Below are 19,995 nucleotides of genomic sequence, written 5' to 3'. Positions count from 1 at the left end.
CCTATACCCCTCCCTGATCCAAAACGGTTTGCAAAAAGCGCTCTGCCTCTTCTCTCTCAACTTCAACACATACGGCTGTATCGGTTCCTACACTCGGTTTCGCCCGTAGATCGGCTAGAATGGCACCGCGTGACCATTCGCTTTTGCATTCGACTGAGAGCTTCATCTGCTCCATCCGCATCTTTTCTGGCGAGAGAGCCGCGAGCATCGCTACCCATGCATGGAGCGCACGAGCAGAAGCGGCGAATGGCATGTCTGACATCGTCGGTCTATCGATCAGGCCAACTGCTTGTGCGAGACTTCTTAGCATATGTACTTGCTCTTCCGTCAAACGAAACGAGCTGGTTGTATCTAATGGAACAAGCACCAGCGGCAAGCGGGCTGCCAAAACGAACGCAGCTGCTTCTGGATCACCATGCATGTTTGTTTCAGCAATGGCCGTAACGTCTCCTGGTACGCGTATGGCTCCACCCTGCACCACAATTCGCGTAAATTTACGCGCCAACAATGGATCACGCGTGACAGCCAAAGCTAGCGTCGTCAAACGGTCAAACGTCACGAGCGTCAAGTCACTTTCCTCATCCTGCGTGTTTTCTGCAAGGAGCCGTACACCTTCCGAGGTGGTTGTCTCTATCGTTCCCGAGAAAAGCGGTTGCTTGGCACCTGTAACGATTGGAATTTCATAGCCTGGCTGCGCAAAATCAATCAGCTTACTAGCCAAGCTTGACTGTGTGTCTCTGCAAATGATTCCTGCCACTTGAACATCAGGCGACCGCAAAGCATACAGCAAGGCCAGCCCTTGTCCAAATCCACCGCAAAACTCGATGATTAACCGGTGTTTTTTTGCCACAATCTCATCTCCCGCTTCTCGCTATTGCCATTTGTCAAAACCGCTTTTCCTATGCTATCCAAATCAGCAGCAACCGTCAAATATCCAAATGCTCATCTCTACCTTCTCTTCCCTTGCATCGAACTGATAACTATTTTACACTTATTCATAACTTCGACAAAAATCGCCATCACACAAGACTAATGCGCCAAGCCATGCAAAAGGAGTATAACGGTCATGCTTTCGTTGAACCACTCAACCATGGATGCTATTTCTCTCGTGAAAAACCAACTGATTCAAGCGATTGTACAGCACCAAACGAAGCCTTATCTGCCTGTATGGGGAGAACTATTTACAGCGTTGCGGGAAATCCAGAAAGCAGGCCAGCATTCACAGAAAAATATACACGTCTATTCCATTGAGCCGACAGGCGATCTTTGGTATTTGTACCGAGAGAATGTTTTTTCTGTCGATCTACCTGGGATGGGCATCACGATTTCTCTCACACAGGAGCAATTGATTGATGCCTTGCTAAAAGGAAGCTTTCAACCTACTCTATCGATAACAGAGCCGTTATGAGAAACGGCTTTTTTTCATGCATTTTGAACAAAAAAAAGCCCCAAGATCAAATCTTGGGAGAGAGTAGTACGTTGTATTCACGTGAATACGCTCATTTTATATCCAACTACTCACTCGTTCTAGCTGTATATTCAGGTAGTTGTACCTAATATATCCTATGAGTAAAAATGCTGTCGAAATCGAACATTTGTACAATAGCAAAAAAAGAGGCGGCCCTTCTGCACAGATTGGGTGCCGCCATCCCGAACTTCCCCAAGTTCGTTCATATTGGAATTGTACTATGAAACAGTCCTATCGAAAAGTGTCAGGTTTTGTTTTCCTGTGAATTATTGTAAATCCCTGACGTCTGCTCGGGCCATCAGGGATCATTCTATTTGCTATCGTTGTTGAGCACATCAGCAGCTCTAGGTCCAAAAATGATATACAAATAGACATATTGGCTGACGCTAACTCGAGGAAAGACGAACGCAACACTGGTCTTGCCCTCTTGTTGTCTGACAAAATAACGCAATTTGCTTGTTTTGATCCTTTTCACAATGCGTGTCGCTTCTCGCCATGGTACGGAAAATTGAACGCTTTTTTCCATCAGCACCAACACCTCTCACGGCTAGTATGCCCGGATTGGTAAAATTACACACTCACTCATACCGCAGTGCGTCAATTGGTTTGAGCTGTGCTGCTTTTCTCGCCGGATACACACCAAAAATGACACCAACCAATGTAGAGGTCAAAAATGCATACATGATCGGCGTCAGACTAATGGAGGTCGCCATCTGACCGATCTTGCTAACCAATAACGCAGCCCCTACCCCTAAGGCAATACCAATCACCCCGCCAATCAGGCTAAGCGTAACCGCTTCGATCAAAAACTGGCGGAGAATATCTCCCCGCTTGGCTCCAATCGCCTTGCGAATCCCGATCTCCCGTGTCCGCTCCGTGACTGATACAAGCATAATGTTCATCACGCCGATCCCGCCAACAATCAGCGAGATAGCAGCAATGCCAGATAAGAGCGCGGTCATCGAGCTGGAGACTGACTGTGCTGTGCTTAAAATGTCTGATTGAGACGTAATGCGGAAATCATCGGCAGCTTGAGGCCGTAGCTTGTGATTGGCACGAAGGGCTTGCTGAATATCTTGTTGTGCCTTCTCCATCAAGTCCGACGATGCTGCCGAGACGTAGATCGAGCCTACATTTTTATCTCCGGTCAACCTGTTCATCGCAGTGGTAATCGGAATGATGATCCGATCGTCGTTGTTTGTCATGCCTGTACTTCCCTGGCTCTGCAATACGCCGATGATCGTAAAGGGAATCCGGTTGATCTGAACGGTTTGCCCCACCGGATTCGCTCCTTTAAACAGGTTGCTGACCACCTCTGTCCCCACGACAGCCACGTTGTATTGCATCTTCACTTCAAAGTTGCTAAAGAAACGCCCTTGTCCTATTTCTACATTCCTCACCTGAGGGAAATCGGCTGACGTCCCCTCGAGCGTACTGGAATAGTTATTGCTTCCCCAGACAATCTGGCCCCGCGCATTGACACTGGGAGCCACACCCGATATGGACTCTTTTTGCATCAGGGTTTCTGCATCTGCCATCGTCAACGTATTCAGAGAGCCAGCCCCAAGGCTTACCCTGCCTTGTGTCGCCTGACCAGGTGAGACAATCAGCAGGTTGCTCCCTAAACCATTGATCTGTGATGTAACAGACGTGGAAGTCCCTTCTCCGATCGCCACCATCGCGATAACAGCAGCCACACCGATGATGATTCCCAGCATCGTGAGAACGGAGCGCAAGCCATTTGCCCTGATGCTGCGAAATGAAATGCGTACACATTCAATAAAGCTCATCTGCTCTACCCTCCATCGACACCCTCCTGCGATCCTCCACCACTTCATCCGCGATGATTTGCCCATCACGAAATCGGACGATCCTCTTGGCATACTCCGCAATATCAGGTTCATGTGTCACCAAAATAACCGTTTTGCCTGCATCGTTCAGCTTTTGAAAAATACCCATGATCTCTTCACTCGTCTTTGTGTCCAGCGCCCCTGTCGGCTCATCTGCCAGCAGGATGACGGGATCATTGACGAGAGCTCGCGCGATCGACACGCGTTGCTGCTGTCCACCTGACAGCTCATTGGGCTTGTTGTTCAATCGCTCTGCCAGCCCGACACTCGTTAATGCCCGGATGGCTTTTTCTCTTCGTTCCCGTGCAGGCGTGCCTCCATATAATAGAGGCAGCTCTACATTTTCAACTGCGGTTGTACGTGGCAACAGATTAAAATTTTGAAAAACAAAGCCGATTTTTTCATTGCGGATGACCGCCAATTCATCGTCATGTGCTTGTGATACAGGATAGCCGTCTAAAAAAAATTCTCCCGAGGTGGGCTTATCCAGACAGCCAATCACATTCATCATGGAAGACTTGCCTGAACCGGAGGGCCCCATGATGGCCACGAAATCCCCTTCCTCAATCGACAAGCTGACACCTCTGAGCGCATAAATCTCCTGATCTCCGATGACGTACTGTTTTTTGAGCGCTTCTATTTGAATGACCGGTTTCATCTGCCTACCGTCCCCTTATCTGGACGCCCATTCCGCCGAATCCCGGCATACCACCGCCGCCCATTCGATTTCCATTTTGAATCGTTCCAGATGAGGTCTGTGTATTCACGAGGATAACGACACGCTCTCCTTCGGTAAGCCCCTCCGTCACTTCTACCTGATCGGCAGTGAAGTACCCCATTTTGATCGGAACAAATCGATACGGCATATTTGCTCTGCCTCCACTGCGGTTATTCACTTGCTTCGCCTCAGCCTGATTCCCTTCCGCTCCTTCACCGGCTTGTTGTGCAGCAGCATCTCTTAGCACATATACGCCATCTTTGCCATTTTGCGTTTGCAGCGCTTGCGCAGGTACCACAAGCACATTTTTATGGGTACCTCTTTCGATCGCGACGTTCATCGTCATCCCGATCTTCAATTTGTTATCCTGATTTGCCACAGACAAAAGCACATCGTAAGTAGTGACTCCAGCGTCGGTTTTCGCTTCTGGATAGATCAGCTTAACTTTTCCACGGAACGTCTCGTCCGCATAAGAACTTGTCGTAATCGTCACAGGCAAGCCTTCCTGCACTTTTCCGATGTCACTCTGGCTAATCTGGGCCAATACCTCTAAGTCTCCGCTATTCGAATTATCCATGATAATGAAATCGTTGCCGGGTATTTCGCCTACATTACCATTCACTTGGACGATCACTCCGTCCATCGGTGCTTTCAAGGTGACTGCCCTCCATGCCTTTTGTGCTTGTTGCAGCCCCGCTTTTGCCTGTTCCACCGCTGCTTTGGCCGATAATACTGTAGCGGCATCGGGTCCTTCCTTCGCTTCCTGCAACGCTTCTTGCGCTGTTTGATACGCAGCCAATGCCTGCTCTACCTTCACACTGGCCTGCCCTGTCGTCTGTCCGGCTGTCAAGACTGCCGAGTTATAATCGCGCTGAGCTTGGTCCAACGAGGACTGGGCACTGTCGAATTCACTCTTGGCAATCGCACCTGCCGCAAACAATGCTTTCTGGGAAGTGTATGTCTTTTGGGCACTCTCCAGATTTGCCTTTGCCTTCTCCACGTCATTCGTCGCTTTTTTCCCGTCAATGTTTTGCTTTGCGAGCTCCCACTCGTTCTTGGTCTGATTGACGGTGGCTTGCAAGGAAGTGATTTCAGCAGGACTCTTCCGCTTTTGTGCCTCTTCTAGCTTGGCTTGTGCCGATAAAAGATTGGCTTCCGCATTGGTCACCTGGATTCTCGCTACGGAATCGTCCATCGTCGCCAGAACTTGCCCTGCCTTCACAGCATCACCCACGCCGACCTGAATGGTAGAGATCGCATCCTTGGCTTCTTCTGCATCAGAAAACGAGAGAGCCGAGCGCTTGGAAGCCTGGACAGTGCCCGATGCCTGCACGACTTCTGAGATGTCTCCCCTTTTTACCGTCTCCACTTGAAAAGCGGCCTGCGCCGTTTGTGAGGGAAAAAACGACTGGTAGCCGAATATTCCACCTGAAATGACCACGGCTCCGACAGCCAATATACCAACCATCCATCTTTTCTTGTTGCTTCCTACCTTCGAAAACAACGTTCGCTTTTTCTCCATTTGTGTCACTCGTAGTCCTCCTACCGTCTACTTGATTGAAGACTTGTCTTTTTGGTTGCGATCACTATACGGAACGAATACGTCAGGGAAAAGTCAGATGAATTCATACTGGATACAATAAAAGAGAACGATTCTCAGTAAATATTGACGATCGAATAAAGTCAGCCTATAATTAGCTCGAATCTAATTGATAATGATAATCAATATTGATTCCGACATTTTTCATTAGGAGGTTATTCCCATGTATCGTGCATTCCAGTTGAGGCTATTTTTTCTCCTCCTCCTTTTAGCAGTCATTTTACATATTTCAGGATGTGGCTCTACTGCTTCGCCAAAGGAACAAAGCGCCAACGAACAGACAGAAAGTCAGTCTCTGCTCACTCGAACCTATAAAGATGCTTATTCGGACGTGGAGATCCCAGCCAGCCCACAAAAAATTGCCGTTCTGCTCGACTATTTCTCTGATCCGTTATTAACGCTTGGAATAAAGCCTTACGCAGCCACTACTTCCTTAGTGAATGATCAGTTTTTACCCTATATCGCCAAAGAGATGGAAGGTGTCATTCCCATTGGCAGCTCAGAGTCGTTGAACATGGAGCGCCTGCTTGAGTCTGAACCCGACCTGATTATCGCTTTTGGACCTTCCCATGAAAAAGTTGCCGACCAACTGCGCAAAATTGCCCCTACGATATTCATAAGTAGTGAACTGCAAGGAGACTGGCGTCAAATGCTTCTAGAGTTCGGTAAAATCGTAGGAAAAGAGGAGCTGGCACAACAAGAACTGAAGAAATATTTGGACAAGGTAGAGGCTGCCAAAATAGAATTGGATAAGCGCGCGGGCAATGAAGTATTTGTCGTCATGCGTGTCATGCCAAAGGAGCTTCGAGTATATGGGGTCGACGATACACGTATCGGGAGAATCATTCATCAGGAACTAGATCTACAAGGGGTGAAACTGGAAGGTAACAAGCCGATGATGCCGATTTCTTTTGAAGAGCTGCCAGCCTTGAATCCAGACCATATCTTTTTGATGGAGAATGTAGAAAAAGAAGCAAAAAATAAATTGGCTGAAATGAAAAGCTCAGCGGTATGGAAAGGTCTCTCCGCTGTTCAAAAAAATCAGGTTTATATCGTGGAACAACAACTGTGGAATCGTGGCGTTACTCCGATTGGGGCCAATCACATCATTGATCAGGTCTTGGAATTTGTAAAATAACGTATCGCGGTCTTTGGGGTGTCCATGATGTATAAAAAAGCGACCGGAGCTAACCTGGTCGCTTTTTGTCCATACGTATGTTATTTACGCAAAATCAAGGTGAATGTGCTTCCCGACGAGGTACTTTCTGTCAGAATCAACCTACCGCCTAACGCTTGGGCAATCATTCTGCTAAAAGACAGACCAAGCCCAAGCCCACGGATGATGTGCTTCTTGTCCTCGCCTCGGTAGAATCGCTCAAAAATCAAAGACTGTTCTTCTAGCGGTACCCCACGTCCATTGTCCTTCACGTCAATGCGAATCTCATCTGCTGTTGCAGATAGCGACACGAGAATCCGCCCCTCCGATTCCATCGCTTGTGCCGCATTGTTTAGGAGATTGTACATGATTTGCTGCACACGCAGTGGGTCGGTCTCTATCCAAATCGGATCAGAGGCATTTTCGCTGTGCAAGCTTAGCTTCTCTTCTTCCTGCACAATTTCCCATTGGTGCGTAATTTCCCGGATCAGCTCTTGTATGTTTTGAGGTTGCCTGCGAATGCGAATGTCACCGACAGCAAAAGAGTTAAAATCGAGCAAATCCTCTACCATCTTTTGCAAACGTGCCGTTTCATTCGTACAAATATCCAAAAACTCCTTGGCTTCCTCACCGCTCACAACCTCTTCCCTCACGGCTTGTACCAACCCACTGATGGACGTAACAGGTGTTTTGAGTTCATGGGTCACCCCTGCCAATAGCTCGGTACGCATCATTTCCAGCTGCTTCAGTCGTTCTGCCATTTCTTCAAAGGAATGGATCAGCTCATACACTTCTTGTTCACGCTTGTTTTTATCCAATTGAATCTCGTAGTTCCCCAGCACGATTTGCTTGGCAGCGTCCGCCACATCCTTAATCGGCTGAGACAGCTTTTTCGTCAGCAAATAAATGACGAGCCAGCCAAGCAAGCCGAGACCCAGAAGCATGATCGCAAGCAACTGGAATTCCGTCATGCTTCGAATCACCTGTTTTTGTGGGGTGAACAGCATGACCCAGCCAACCACTCGCTCATCAACCTTAATGCTTTCCTTCACGAAAAGCACTTCTTCGCCCCGCGCAAGCTCAAACCGTGACAGACTGTCATCCGCTTCCACCAAATCAGGCGCGATGCGCTTCAGTTCCCCGGAAAAAGGACCTGGTACGCCAAATACTGGTTGCTTGTGTTCATCTAAAATCATCATAATTGGCTTGTAATTGACTCCGAGTGACTCCTGGCGACTGTCCACTATACGAAACAAGAACGGAGCCATTTTTACCTTGCCTTCCACATCCACGACCCGATCCGCTACTTCCGCCGCCATCAGTCTCATAAAATCAAGGCGTTTTTGAGTTTCGCTATAAGAAATCCAATAACTGGAGGCAATCCCGATCACGAAAAGGCCGATACACAAGATGATCAGGTATCGCGTCGTCCAATACCGAAATAAAGAGGTGCGTTTTTTCTCACTCATATACACACAGCTTGTAGCCCAAGCCACGATAGGTACGGATTTCCCCTTCGGATGTCGGCCAATTCTCCAAGGATCGCCGGATGCGTTTGATCGCGAGGTCTACTGCGCGATCACTTCCTTCGTAATCCATCCCCCACACCTGCTCGATGAGCTGTTCTCTGGTGAATGTCTGGTTTTTGTACTGTGCCAAAAAAAGAAACAGGCACAAGTCCTTAGGCGTAAACGCCAGTTCGATGCCGTGCAGCATGACAGAATACGCCTTGAAGTCGACTTTCAGACTACCGAACTGCTTCACATGATCGCCTTCTATCAATTGTTTCGGACGACGTAATACCGCATGTACGCGAGCGACCACTTCGTCGGCAATAAAGGGCTTGGTGATATAGTCATCGGCGCCTTTGTTCAAGCCCGCCAGCTTGTTATCGATTTGTCCCAACGCGGTCAGCATGATGACGGGACACGAGCTTTTCTCCCGAATATATTCGAGAATACTCCATCCGCTTCGTCCAGGCAGCATCACATCCAGCAAGACGAGCGCAGGATTGAGTGAATCAAACTTCCGCTCTGCTTCCTCGCCGTTAAATGCCTGTTCGACCTGAAAATTGTTTTTTTCCAAGTACGCCTTCAATACCCGAGAGATGGGTAACTCGTCTTCCACGATTAAGATGTTTTGCATGCTCGTACTCTCTCCCCTCTGCTCGGACTACTCTCCCCTTTAGCGTAGGACATGAATATGTCAAGCAGATGTCTGGAAGGAAGCATACTTTGTAAGTAAAATAAAGAGACCTGAATGCAAATAGGGAGGTTTTTCTCATGAAACGCTTAACCGCGGAAGAAAAAAACGGTTTGTATAAAGCCATCAGCAATCGTCGCGATATTCGTACCTTTCGTCAAGACCCTGTCGACCCAGAAAAGCTCGCCATGATCTTGGCTGCTGCCCACCATGCTCCTTCTGTCGGATTCATGCAGCCTTGGAATTTTGTCCTGGTAGAAGACGACGCAACCAAACAAGCTCTCGCAGAATGTGCGGATAAAGAACGCCGGGCGCTAGCCATCCACTACGAAGGTACGGGACGAGAGTCGACCTTTTTAGAGTTGAAAATTCAAGGGATCAAGGAAGCGCCTGTCACCATCTGTGTCACTTGTGATCCTACACGTGGCGGAGACCATGTACTTGGACGCAATTCCATCCCGGAAACTGATATCATGTCTGTCAGCTGTGCGATCCAAAACATGTGGCTGGCTGCCTACGCAGAAGATTTGGCGATGGGCTGGGTCAGTTTTTACAAGAAGGCCGACGTGCGTCGTATCCTGAACATACCGCCGCATATCGATCCAGTCGCATTGCTGTCGATCGGCTACACGGATCACTATCCGGAACGTCCACTCTTGGAGCTACACCAATGGAGACAACGCGAGGATCTGCAACAGTTGATTTATCGGGAGCAGTGGGGGAGCAAGGCGTAAGCCGCGACGAAAGACTAACAAAGAAAAATGGTTCCCGTTTCGAGCATGGGAGCCTTTTTCTTTCAGGAAAGGAAAATGAAATGAAAGAGATTCTATTGAAATACCTAACTAGATTTACAACCCTTTCTGAAAAAGAACAACAGGCAATCGTTGAAGAAATCGTTACGGAGGAATATAAAAAAGGAACCATACTCCTTCGACAAGGAGATGTTCCCACGAAATGTTATTTTGTACTAAAGGGATGTGTCAGACAGTATTCGATAGATGAAGCGGGGAAAGAAGTTACCTCCCAATTCTACACGGAAGAACAAACCATTGTGAATCTGGGGCAGCGTAAGCTGGATCAGTCATCTGCGTATTTTTTAGCTTGTCTCGAAGACTGTACATTGGTTGTCGGCAATCTCGATACCGTCAGCGACATGTTCAACAAATACGCACAATTGGAAACCATGTCACGCAAGATGTTAGAAGAAAACCTTGGCGAGATACAAGATGAGTTCGCTTCCTTCATCGCTTCCACACCTGAAGAGCGGTATAAAACCGTTTTGCAGAAACGTCCCCACTTATTCGATCGGGTGCCCCAGCATCAATTGGCGAGCTATCTTGGCATGACGCCAGAGTCGTTAAGTCGGATCAAAAAGAGGGTCTCTGTCGATAAATAGCAGCAAGTCGTCATCTTTAACTGGGTGCTTTCCCGCTCTTGAACAGTAACCAGATCCCAAAGCCCAACTCTCCTGCGATCATGGGTATTTGAAAGATGGTGATCAGTATTGAAATGATCTCGATATTTTGCAAATCAAACAAGTTGCTTACGTTGATGAAAATATAGCCGATGGAAGCCAGCAACAATAACAGGCCAATGACTTTCGGGATACTTTCTGATTGAAATACCATATACCCGATCATCATCAGATGCCCACCAAAAATAAGTAAGCCAATCGACCAAATGGATTGAAATGCCTCCAAGTAAAGCATCATTTGTCCTGGAACCTGCTCGATTGGCAAGTAGGAATTCGGAACGGCACTTTTCGCGAGAAGTAAGACAACGAGTAGGTTCAGTATGGCCATTCCCAAAACAGCCGTATAGATAAGACGGAACCACGCAGCGAGTAAGGACAGGTATTTATTCGTTGGCTTCAAAAAGAGATAGAAAGCCCAGGCGACGAGTATGTCCGTGATCAGGATCATGAGCCATCCCAAAATTTCCGCTTGGAAAAGCACAGTGGATGTCCGGATATTGTGGAAGGTTGCGTTGGGATCTCCTTCTACGACAAGATTTCCATGAACAAAACCAAAAGAAAAAAAGGAAGCAAACACCATGATGAGAAGTGAAACACCAGCAATCAGAGCAGATTTTCTCTGAATCGATGGCTGATTGATTGAGATCGCCATAAGACCCCTCCTGTTTTGCATTGTTTCATTTTATTGTAGGAGGAAGGTTAAAGACGGTCATTGACTTAAATCAAGTCTGCATTTTTTCAAAAAAAAACCGCCTGATCAACAGGCAGCATAATAAAGGTAGAGGGGGTAGTACGTGATTCACAGTATCTTCCTGACGTGCCCGAACACGAAGAAGGTTTCACAATTGACATGACTCACGAACATGGAACTAGCAAAATGGGAAATTTCACCTGACGCCGAGTCCCTCCTCTATACCCGAATATACCTAGCGAATCGATTTATATGCGTGGACGCGTTCGGTTTGTCGGAATGGCCGCTAGCGGATCATCTGGCCAATAATGCTTGGGATAACGCCCCTTCAAATCTTTTTTTACCTCAAAATACGCATGTGCCCAAAAGCTCGCCAAGTCCCGTGTCACTTGTACCGGACGATGAGCTGGTGAAAGCAAGTGCAATGTCAGTGGTACTCTGCCTCTGCCTATTCTCGGAGATTCTTGCCAACCAAACAACTCCTGTAACCGGACCGAAAGCACCGGTGCCGCTGGATCACTGTAATCGACAGGAATTTTGGAACCGCTTGGGACGATCACATGAGTCGGAGCGTATTCTTCTAGTTGTCTGCGCTGCTCCCATGACAGCATACTCTCCAGCAACGTCGTCACTGTCAGCGACTGCAAGTCTTCCTTTCTTTTGAAACCATACACATGGGGAGCGAGCCATTCCTCCAAGGAAGTAAGCAGTGCCTCCTCTTCCACATTCGGCCAGTCTTCCTCCAGACGATGCATAAACAACAAACGCTCCCGATACTGTCTCGCCTGCCGATTCCACGGCAAACTCTCCAAGCCTTCTTCTTTTATTCCGTCCAAAAACGCTGTTAACACCTCATCTGTCGAAGCCTCTGCAGGTATATCCGCCAACAGGATCGCCCCCAGCCGTTTTTGCTTACGGCTGCGAACTGCCCCTGCTGTATGCTCCCACCATATGTTCATTCGTTCGGTAATCTGTATCGTACAATCATTCAACAGCTCGCTTTCTGCCACGCTAGCCGCCAGTAATATCCGACTGTCTGCGCCCTGGTCATCGAGTTCTGCTGCCACAATATACGGCGAAGCAATCAGTGGCTGCTGCACGGAAAAAGCTGCCCCACGCCCATTGCGAAGCAAATAACGTCCATCTGCCCTTCGCTGGGCAATCCGATCCGGGTACGCAAACGCCAGCAGTCTTCCCGTCGCTTCTGTACGAGTGGAAGTGTCACTATGCTTGTTGTTTATCCATACCCGTTTGAAGTACGCCGCCTCTTTCCAAAGTCTTTTGCATGCTCCTACATCAATCGGAAGCTCAACTGCCCCATTCTGCTTGTTCGCTACCTGACGAAGTAGTTCAACACGCGTACGCATATCCGCATCTGCTGAAGCTTGGCGCCCCCTCACAATATCACGTTCTTCCAAGAGGACAGCCAGCTCGCAAGCCAATTCACCATGCCCCAGTTCATTCGCTTTCTGAATCATGTGGCCCAATCTCGGATGTACCCCCATCCCAGCCAGCACTCGTCCATGTGGTGTGATCTGCTTGCTCTCATCTAATGCGCCCAGTTGATGCAGCAGCTCTTGAGCCTGTGCCATCGCTGCCTTTGGCGGGGGATTCAGCCAATCCAACTCGTCCGACGACCCGACTCCCCATAGAGCCAGCTCCAAAGCGAGCACAGCCAGATCCGCTTCCATGATTTCAGGTGCCTGCTGTGGAATGAGCATGCGATCTTCTTGCTCTGTCCACAGTCGAAAGCAGACCCCTGGCGCAAGTCGTCCAGCTCTTCCTCGGCGTTGGTCAGCAGATGCTTTCGATACCTTTGCTGTCTCCAGTCTCGTCATCCCTGTTCGTGGAGAAAAGCGCGGCACCCGTTTTAATCCACTGTCAATCACGATGCGTACACCCTCGACCGTCAAGCTCGTCTCGGCAATCGTGGTAGCGAGGACAACTTTGCGCTCCCCTGTTTTCCCGGGCTGGATCGCCTTATCTTGTTCCTCCTGAGCCAAATTTCCGTAAAGAGGCACAATCCGTAAATTCGTGCCCACACCGCTTTGTTCAAGCAACTCTTGCACCCGGTGAATTTCTTTGGCTCCCGGTAAAAAGACGAGCATATCTCCCTCTTCTTGTCTCAACGCTTGGAAGATCATCTGGACAACGACCTCTTCCAGACGCCCCTCCATCGGGGAAGTCAAAAAGTGCGTCTCCACTGGAAACATACTGCCTTTACTATTGACAACGGGAGCATTCCCCAACAAGGCTGACACGGGCTCGGCATCGAGCGTAGCGGACATCACGAGAATTCGCAGGTCTTCCCGAAACAAGCTTTGTGCCTGAAGACTAAGGGCCAGCCCTAAATCTGCGTGCAAATTCCGTTCGTGGAACTCGTCGAAAATAACAAGACCGACATCAGATAGCTCCGGATCATCCTGTAGCATTCTCGTTAAAATTCCTTCTGTAATCACTTCAATCCGTGTGTCTGGGCCTACTCTTGATTCACGCTTGACCCGGTATCCGACCGTTTGTCCAACTGCCTCACCCAACAAGGCAGCCATGTAGGTAGCAGCTTGACGTGCGGCCAGTCGGCGTGGGACCAGCATGACAATTCGTCGATTTTGTAACCAAGCTTCTTCACGCAAGGCCAGTGGTACCCGCGTCGTCTTCCCCGCACCCGGAGCAGCGACCAACACTGCGTTTGTCTCTTTGCGCAGCATGTTTACCAGCTCTGGCAATACTTCATTTATCGGCAATGCATTCATGTTTTCACCTCATACGAGCAATCATCCCTATTCATCATACACGATACAGAGATATAGGATGAGTGTAGATCACAATCAAAAATGACTGAATACTCATTCAATAGTATAATGATTCCATTACTATGGGAGGTGTGCGGTATGATTCACATGCATCATCATGAAGACGTGGCATGTCTGGAAGGGATTGTTCGCGTAGGGGATTGGGAATCAGGAATTTATGTTTATGTGACGGATGGCATGCTGGTTGATACTGGCCCGAAAGTACTCGAGCAAGCTCTCGTTCACAGGTTTCAGGAAGCCTCGTTTGATTCGGTCGTACTGACGCACAGCCATGAAGACCATGTCGGTACCGCCTCGTGGATTGCCCAGCACAAGCAGGTCCCTCTTTTCATTCACGAAGAAGGAGTCGATATTTGCTCACAAAAAGCTCAGTACCCTTTCTACCGTAAGCTTACTTGGGGGATTCGTGATCCGTTTGTGGCCCAACCTTTGGGTGACGTCCATCACTCTCGCTCTACGAAATGGAAGATGCTTTATACCCCCGGCCATGCTCATGACCATATAGCTTTGCTGGACGAAAGGACCGGTCGCTTGTTCTGCGGCGATCTTTTTATGGGTGTGAAAACGAAGGTCATACTACGAGAAGAATCGATCCCCACCTTGATGAATTCCCTTCGTACGGTACTGGCTTGTGACTTCAAGTCGATCTTTTGCGCCCATTCCGGCTATCATCCAGACGGGAAAACACGCTTGCAACAAAAGCTGGAGCATTTGGAGAATCTGTCTGGGGAAATCCTGTATTTGCATGGCCAAGGGCTTTCTCCCCATGAAATAAACAAGCAACTGTTTCCTTCTAAACCACCAATCATCGCGGCTTCGTCTGGCGAGTTTGACTCGCTGCATATCGTCACATCTGTTCTTGCAGAGCGCATTCCTTTTCCATCGCCGGATAGTATACTAGAAGGATAATCCTTACCATTTCATAGAAAAAAGAGAGGAGAACATATGAAAGTCATCACAGTGTTACTTGCACTCATTCTCGGATTATCTGGTATATATCCCGCAGTTTCTCATGCTGCACCGAAATTTAATGATGTCGATCCGAAGAAATACGGTTGGGCCATGAATTCGATCTCCTTCATGGTAGATAAGGGTGTGGTTAGTGGTTATCCTGACGGTCGCTTCCAACCTGACAGATTGGTCGACAAGGCAGAAATGACTGTCATGATTTATCGCCTGTTTGATCAATATAGACCATACAAGGCTAAACAAAAGACAGATTACAGCGACTATCACATCAAGCAATTTGTCGACGTGCCCAAAAATCACTGGGCGTACACGGAAATCACGTCAATCGTCACACAAGATTGGTGGAATGCCGTAAACGATTCACCTGCTGGTGCAAAATTTTTCCCGGATACCAAGCTGAATCGAATTGGTACGGCAAACATGCTGCCCGTTTTTATGTTAGATAACCAAGACATTCCAGCTGCAGAAGTTTTTCAAATCCTTTCTGCCATGCGGGATATTCCCATTGTCTTGAGTCCGTATTCGCTTGATTCAAATTCGCCTGAAGATACTTTCCAGGAGGATGGTCGGTACAACGAAGATGGGGCAGACAAGACGAATATCCTCTATCCCCTTCTCTTTGGGCACGACGACAATGAAATCTTGTTTACGGATGACTACAGTGGAATCATTGGAACTAACCTCGCCCTTTTGCAAAAAACAGGGATCATGACTGCCTGGAACGGCAAGTTCGAGGGTGGAGAAATGCTGACTCGTGCAGAAGCTGTCACTATTTTGCACAGATTTTATAACTATTTGAAGCAAACAGGGACGCTCCGCCAATACTCGAGCAAGTGAAAAACCTCCATCTCGGAGGTTTTTTTGCGAATCCTTATTCTTTGTCGATCGGATTAGTGATACCGTCCTTATACGGATCGAAGTAAATTTGTCCATTAGAGCTAATCACCGCGTAATTCACTTCCGCGACACTCAAGCCTTTTTTGCCCACCTGTGAGAGTAGCCATTCGATGGTCAGGCTGTGTTGGCGTAAATTGCTCTGGATGATTTGGCCATCCATGATTAATTCAATTGGGAATGCCTGCCTATTCCCCGTTTTCAGCTTTAAGTCTCCGCGTGTGACAGGCAGAAACTGCGGCTTTCGCAGGACCGATACCTCTCCATTCAACTCCAGCACAGCATATTGGACTTCTTCGATATTAAAAATGTTTCTCTCCCTCAGCTCTTGATTCAGCGTATCCAAAGACAGCTTCAGCTTGCGCATGTTATCTTCGAGAATTTTTCCATTCTGGATGATCACCGTCGGCTGGCCCGAAAACCATTTTCGCATCTTTCGGCTTTTCAGAGAGAGGATCATGAGCGAATAGGCGATGCCACTAAAAGTGAGTAACACCACGATCATATGCGAGATTTTGATCATATTGTTAAAGGCAAGATTAGCTGTCAACGCCCCCAAAGTAATCGCCGCGACAAAGTCGTGATACGTCATTTGCGCGATCGTCTGCTTCCCCAGCATCCGTGTAATGATCATCATGATCGCAAAAGCCAGTACTACTCTCGCAACTATTTCCACAATTGACTCCATGCTCCACCCCGAGGATGACAAAATTTCCACTATATCCAAATTATAGCCATGTTTTTCAACGAAAAACCCATCCTGTCTGTTTGCGCATACAGACATTTCCTACAAATTCTTCTACAATAGAAAAAATCATACCTGTGGAAAGGAACGAACGAATATGGCAATCAAAAAGCTGGAGCATGTGGGTTTGATGGTAAAAGATTTGGAGGCATCCATTGCCTTTTACACCGAAGTGATTGGGATGGAGCTAAAAGGAAAGCTCGCTCATTCCAACGGAGTCATTACCCTCGCTTTTCTTGGATTTCCGGGGAGTACAGAGACAGAGCTGGAGCTCATTCACGGATATAGCGATTCACTGCCGGTAGAGGGCAAGGTCCACCACCTTGCGTTTTCTGTAGACAACCTCGAAGCTGAAATCGACCGTTTGAAGCAACTACATGTATCCTTTATCGATCAGGAAATAACCACACTACCGAACGGTTCGCGTTATATGTTCTTCAAAGGGCCGGATGGGGAGTGGCTGGAGCTGTTCGAAAGCACAAGAGCGTAGAGGGAAAAGATTCGCCTTTTCCTTCTACGTTCCCTCTTCTTCTACTCTACTTTAATCTCTTTTCTACGTCCCATATACCACTGATAAAACCCTTCCGCCAACTCAATCGGCACATCTGTTACCCCTTTATGACTCACTGGTTTGGCGCGATTGACCGTTTTGATAGAAGCGAGACCTAACTGCTTTTGAAGAAGGTCTCTTTTGACGTTGACCTCAATAATCTTTTCTCGTTTGGAGACAAATAACGTTGTGGTTAAGCTCCCTGTTTGGAACTGGATGAAGTGATCATTCAAGGTGTATCGCGTGTTGTAGAATTCAATGACCTCGAAGACCAGAACGAACAGTGTCAACGCAATGGATATGATCCACCATGCTTGCTCCCATCCCAAAATATTCGGCTTGAAATAGGAAAGCGCACCTGTTCCTATCATCCAAATCCAGCATGATCTGACCAAGCGAATCCATAACGATTTGATTGGGAGACTCGTCATTTCTTCCGTCACTTCATACGCAGGCAATATTTCTGAGATCATCTCATACGCACGTTTTACCGGTAAAAATGGATAGAGTGAGCTGACATCCTGTTTATCTTTCTCCGAATCACTATCCCCGCCGACAACCGTCAGCTTGACTTCGGCGAGACCCAGCATGCGCTTTAGCAAGGATTGTTTGATTTTAATCGCTTGCACTCTTTCTTTTGCGATCGAAAAAGCTGTTTCTTCGATAACTCCTTTGGCAATGTAAATTCGCTCATGATCCGACGATATCTCATATTTTCCGTAACGAATGTAAGTCGTGACCATACCGAATACGATGGATAGGACGAGAAGTCCAACGGCTGTCAGCGTAATCAATGTCCACGAGCTCGTAATAAGCGAATAAATACCTACTACCTGCTCCTCCACGTCGATATATTCGGTGAGTTTGAAATACGCCCATACCAGTAACGTAATCATCCCGAGGAAGCTGAGAGAAGTGAAGGAAGCCTTGATAATCTCTTTTTTCGTTGGCGTAAAGTGAATGATTCGCTCAGGAGTAGGATACGGCGTACCGATTTCCTCCAAAGAGGTCGCGTCTCCTTCTTTCCCTTCCGCTTCAGGCTCTTTCTCTACTCGCACTGCCTGTTTCGTGTAAGCCTCCAGTCGATCCGCTTCGTTGAAAGAAATCACCGCGAATTCCACGGTAGAATCATCCCCAACCATCCCTGTCTCAAATCGAATGGAAGTCACCTTGAAAATCCGGTGCAGCAACGTCGTATGTCGATTGACGTTTTGGATTTTGGCAAAGGGGATCGTTTGCTTTGTCTTTGTAAAAATTCCTTGGTAAAGATGGAAAGCCGTATCATCCAGCCTATATTTGTACGAAAACCATTTCAAAACCAGATAGACCAGCATCCCTACTACATAGATGTAAAACACAATTCTCCCGTACGTAATGAATGCGTTCGTCGAATCACGATTGAACACAAACAGAATCAACGCAGGAAAAAACAGATGCTTTACTTGGGTGATGAGATCAAAAAGGATATTTAGTAGATGGTATCGTTTTGCTTCCATCACTACTCCACTTCCTTTAATTTGGCGTAGTGTGCAATCTGTTCTCTTAATTGAGAAGCGACATCCCCCGGCAGTCCCGGAATTTCGTGCGAGGACCCCATTGTTTTTATCGAGATGGTGTACAATCCGTACTTTCGTAAAATCGGTCCTTGCTTCGTTGAAACTGCTTGGATTTTCGTCATAGGGACAAGGAAATGTCTCTCTGTGATCACCCCGAATTTCAATTGCAAGAAATCTTCGTCGATATCATACCGCCAGCTTTTATATAAAAAATACGGTTCGACAAAAGACCAAATCATCGCGATCACACCGATCACGAGCAATCCGTGCAGACTCCATCCAATCCATTCCTTCCAGGCAAAACGATCATCTAGATAATAAAGGACGGCCAAAATAACCAACCCGATCACTGCCGTAATCCCCTCAGTAATCAGTTGTACTTTGAACGCATCCTTGGACAAGCATTTTTGCGGTGCGCTAATTGGAGATGGCATATCATCACTCCTGTATGTTTATTACGCTCTCAATTCGCTCTTTAATTCATACGTAAAACAATCCGCCCGGTTTCTACGGACGATTCGTCAATTTTTCATACAGCAAACGAATACTCTTATGCCGTTCGAATCATACTAAATAATGGAGAAAACGGCTTGTAAAAATTATCACATTATAATCATTATAAAAAACTTGACTTACTGAATCATTTATTAAATAATAATCATTGTAAATTATATTCAAGCATGCCTCGTTACGCATGTCCTGAATATGTACTATACAAAAAAACATATAAAGGAGCTAACACTATGTCACTCATCGGAACTGAAGTATTGCCTTTTAAAGCACAAGCATTCCAAAAAGGTAAATTCCTCGAAGTAACAGAAGCAAACTTCAAAGGTCAATGGAGCGTAGTTTGCTTCTACCCAGCAGACTTTACTTTCGTTTGCCCTACTGAACTCGAAGATCTGCAAAACCAATATGCAACTTTGAAAGAACTCGGTGTTGAAGTATACTCCGTTTCTACAGATACTCACTTCACTCATAAAGCATGGCACTCCAGCTCTGAAGCAATCGGTAAAGTAGAATACATCATGATCGGCGATCCTTCCCATGTTATCTCCCGCAACTTCGATGTATTGATCGAAGCTGAAGGTCTGGCAGATCGCGGTACATTCATCATCGACCCAGACGGTGTCGTTCAAGCTGTTGAGATTACTGCAGGTGGCATTGGCCGTGATGCAAGTGCTCTGATCAACAAAATCAAAGCAGCACAATATGTTCGCAACAATCCAGGTGAAGTTTGCCCAGCAAAATGGCAAGAAGGTGGCAAAACACTGAAACCAAGCCTTGATCTCGTAGGCAAAATTTAAGG

The 19,995-nt window shown here is 47.3% G+C and carries 20 protein-coding genes; 8 read left to right on the top strand and 12 right to left on the bottom strand.

Annotation, left to right across the window (positions count from 1 at the left end):
* Window position 1 precedes the first annotated feature (1 nt).
* Window positions 2-850 carry a nucleoside hydrolase gene (locus tag HPY28_RS08520; RefSeq protein ID WP_173624167.1) on the bottom strand — a complete coding sequence of 283 codons (849 nt, stop codon included), beginning with the start codon at window positions 848-850 and terminating at the stop codon, window positions 2-4.
* A 216-nt stretch (window positions 851-1,066) separates the two neighbouring features.
* Here HPY28_RS08520 and HPY28_RS08515 point away from each other — a divergent pair, with 216 nt between their 5' ends.
* On the top strand, window positions 1,067-1,408 hold the full coding sequence (locus HPY28_RS08515) for a hypothetical protein (protein WP_017250900.1): 342 nt from the start codon (window positions 1,067-1,069) through the stop codon (window positions 1,406-1,408).
* Between the two features lie 370 nt (window positions 1,409-1,778).
* On the opposite strand, the gene HPY28_RS08510 is transcribed toward HPY28_RS08515, so the two are convergent.
* The 4 genes from HPY28_RS08510 to HPY28_RS08495 are packed head-to-tail and all read right to left on the bottom strand — an operon-like array spanning window position 1,779 to window position 5,567.
* Window positions 1,779-1,994: a hypothetical protein gene (locus tag HPY28_RS08510; RefSeq protein ID WP_017250899.1), complete on the bottom strand. Its 216-nt coding sequence runs from the start codon at window positions 1,992-1,994 to the stop codon at window positions 1,779-1,781.
* 52 nt (window positions 1,995-2,046) lie between these two features.
* Window positions 2,047-3,258, bottom strand: coding sequence for an ABC transporter permease (locus HPY28_RS08505; protein ID WP_174230399.1), 1,212 nt, complete (start codon window positions 3,256-3,258; stop codon window positions 2,047-2,049).
* Entirely contained in the window at window positions 3,245-3,976 is a 732-nt protein-coding gene (locus HPY28_RS08500) for an ABC transporter ATP-binding protein (protein ID WP_017250897.1), read from the bottom strand. The genes HPY28_RS08505 and HPY28_RS08500 overlap by 14 nt, the downstream gene beginning before the upstream one ends.
* Window positions 3,977-3,980: 4 nt before the next feature.
* Window positions 3,981-5,567 carry an efflux RND transporter periplasmic adaptor subunit gene (locus tag HPY28_RS08495; RefSeq protein ID WP_173624169.1) on the bottom strand — a complete coding sequence of 529 codons (1,587 nt, stop codon included), beginning with the start codon at window positions 5,565-5,567 and terminating at the stop codon, window positions 3,981-3,983.
* Window positions 5,568-5,799: 232 nt separating this feature from the next.
* Here HPY28_RS08495 and HPY28_RS08490 point away from each other — a divergent pair, with 232 nt between their 5' ends.
* The gene (locus HPY28_RS08490; RefSeq protein WP_173624170.1) at window positions 5,800-6,774 is read left to right on the top strand and encodes an ABC transporter substrate-binding protein; all 975 of its coding nucleotides are present in this window, start codon (window positions 5,800-5,802) and stop codon (window positions 6,772-6,774) included.
* Between the two features lie 80 nt (window positions 6,775-6,854).
* Here the strand turns inward: HPY28_RS08490 and HPY28_RS08485 are convergent, their stop codons facing one another.
* Complete coding sequence (locus tag HPY28_RS08485) at window positions 6,855-8,288, bottom strand: HAMP domain-containing sensor histidine kinase (protein ID WP_174225673.1); 1,434 nt, start codon at window positions 8,286-8,288, stop codon at window positions 6,855-6,857.
* Window positions 8,254-8,937, bottom strand: coding sequence for a response regulator transcription factor (locus HPY28_RS08480; protein WP_017250893.1), 684 nt, complete (start codon window positions 8,935-8,937; stop codon window positions 8,254-8,256). The genes HPY28_RS08485 and HPY28_RS08480 overlap by 35 nt, the downstream gene beginning before the upstream one ends.
* 137 nt (window positions 8,938-9,074) lie before the next feature.
* On the opposite strand from HPY28_RS08480, the gene bluB reads away from it, so the two are divergent.
* Window positions 9,075-9,728 (top strand): 5,6-dimethylbenzimidazole synthase, encoded by a 654-nt coding sequence (gene bluB / locus HPY28_RS08475; RefSeq protein WP_173624172.1) that lies wholly within the window; start codon window positions 9,075-9,077, stop codon window positions 9,726-9,728.
* An 80-nt stretch (window positions 9,729-9,808) separates the two neighbouring features.
* Window positions 9,809-10,390 (top strand): Crp/Fnr family transcriptional regulator, encoded by a 582-nt coding sequence (locus HPY28_RS08470; RefSeq protein WP_174230588.1) that lies wholly within the window; start codon window positions 9,809-9,811, stop codon window positions 10,388-10,390.
* Window positions 10,391-10,406: 16 nt separating this feature from the next.
* On the opposite strand, the gene HPY28_RS08465 is transcribed toward HPY28_RS08470, so the two are convergent.
* On the bottom strand, window positions 10,407-11,120 hold the full coding sequence (locus HPY28_RS08465) for a DUF4386 domain-containing protein (RefSeq protein WP_174230398.1): 714 nt from the start codon (window positions 11,118-11,120) through the stop codon (window positions 10,407-10,409).
* Between the two features lie 287 nt (window positions 11,121-11,407).
* Complete coding sequence (hrpB, locus tag HPY28_RS08460) at window positions 11,408-13,912, bottom strand: ATP-dependent helicase HrpB (RefSeq protein WP_174230397.1); 2,505 nt, start codon at window positions 13,910-13,912, stop codon at window positions 11,408-11,410.
* A gap of 138 nt (window positions 13,913-14,050) precedes the next feature.
* Between hrpB and HPY28_RS08455 the strand changes: the two genes are divergently transcribed.
* Together HPY28_RS08455 and HPY28_RS08450 are read left to right on the top strand one after the other, a co-directional pair.
* Window positions 14,051-14,881, top strand: coding sequence for an MBL fold metallo-hydrolase (locus HPY28_RS08455; RefSeq protein ID WP_174230396.1), 831 nt, complete (start codon window positions 14,051-14,053; stop codon window positions 14,879-14,881).
* A 36-nt stretch (window positions 14,882-14,917) separates the two neighbouring features.
* The gene (locus HPY28_RS08450) at window positions 14,918-15,778 is read left to right on the top strand and encodes an S-layer homology domain-containing protein (protein ID WP_017250887.1); all 861 of its coding nucleotides are present in this window, start codon (window positions 14,918-14,920) and stop codon (window positions 15,776-15,778) included.
* A 34-nt stretch (window positions 15,779-15,812) separates the two neighbouring features.
* On the opposite strand, the gene HPY28_RS08445 is transcribed toward HPY28_RS08450, so the two are convergent.
* Complete coding sequence (locus HPY28_RS08445) at window positions 15,813-16,523, bottom strand: DUF421 domain-containing protein (RefSeq protein WP_174230395.1); 711 nt, start codon at window positions 16,521-16,523, stop codon at window positions 15,813-15,815.
* A gap of 154 nt (window positions 16,524-16,677) precedes the next feature.
* Here HPY28_RS08445 and HPY28_RS08440 point away from each other — a divergent pair, with 154 nt between their 5' ends.
* Window positions 16,678-17,070, top strand: a complete 393-nt coding sequence (locus HPY28_RS08440; protein WP_174225668.1) for a VOC family protein — start codon at window positions 16,678-16,680, stop codon at window positions 17,068-17,070.
* 41 nt (window positions 17,071-17,111) lie between these two features.
* On the opposite strand, the gene HPY28_RS08435 is transcribed toward HPY28_RS08440, so the two are convergent.
* Both HPY28_RS08435 and HPY28_RS08430 read right to left on the bottom strand, forming a co-directional pair.
* Complete coding sequence (locus HPY28_RS08435) at window positions 17,112-18,626, bottom strand: PH domain-containing protein (RefSeq protein ID WP_217438031.1); 1,515 nt, start codon at window positions 18,624-18,626, stop codon at window positions 17,112-17,114.
* Between the two features lie 2 nt (window positions 18,627-18,628).
* Window positions 18,629-19,120, bottom strand: coding sequence for a PH domain-containing protein (locus HPY28_RS08430; RefSeq protein ID WP_017250883.1), 492 nt, complete (start codon window positions 19,118-19,120; stop codon window positions 18,629-18,631).
* A gap of 309 nt (window positions 19,121-19,429) precedes the next feature.
* On the opposite strand from HPY28_RS08430, the gene ahpC reads away from it, so the two are divergent.
* Window positions 19,430-19,993, top strand: coding sequence for an alkyl hydroperoxide reductase subunit C (gene ahpC / locus HPY28_RS08425; RefSeq protein WP_007727513.1), 564 nt, complete (start codon window positions 19,430-19,432; stop codon window positions 19,991-19,993).
* The last annotated feature ends 2 nt before the right edge of the window (window positions 19,994-19,995 follow it).

The sequence above is a fragment of the Brevibacillus sp. HB1.2 genome (genome assembly GCF_013332495.1).
In the GTDB taxonomy this organism is placed as follows: Bacteria; Bacillota; Bacilli; order Brevibacillales; family Brevibacillaceae; genus Brevibacillus; species Brevibacillus porteri.
This window is presented reverse-complemented; position numbering and strand designations above follow the sequence as displayed.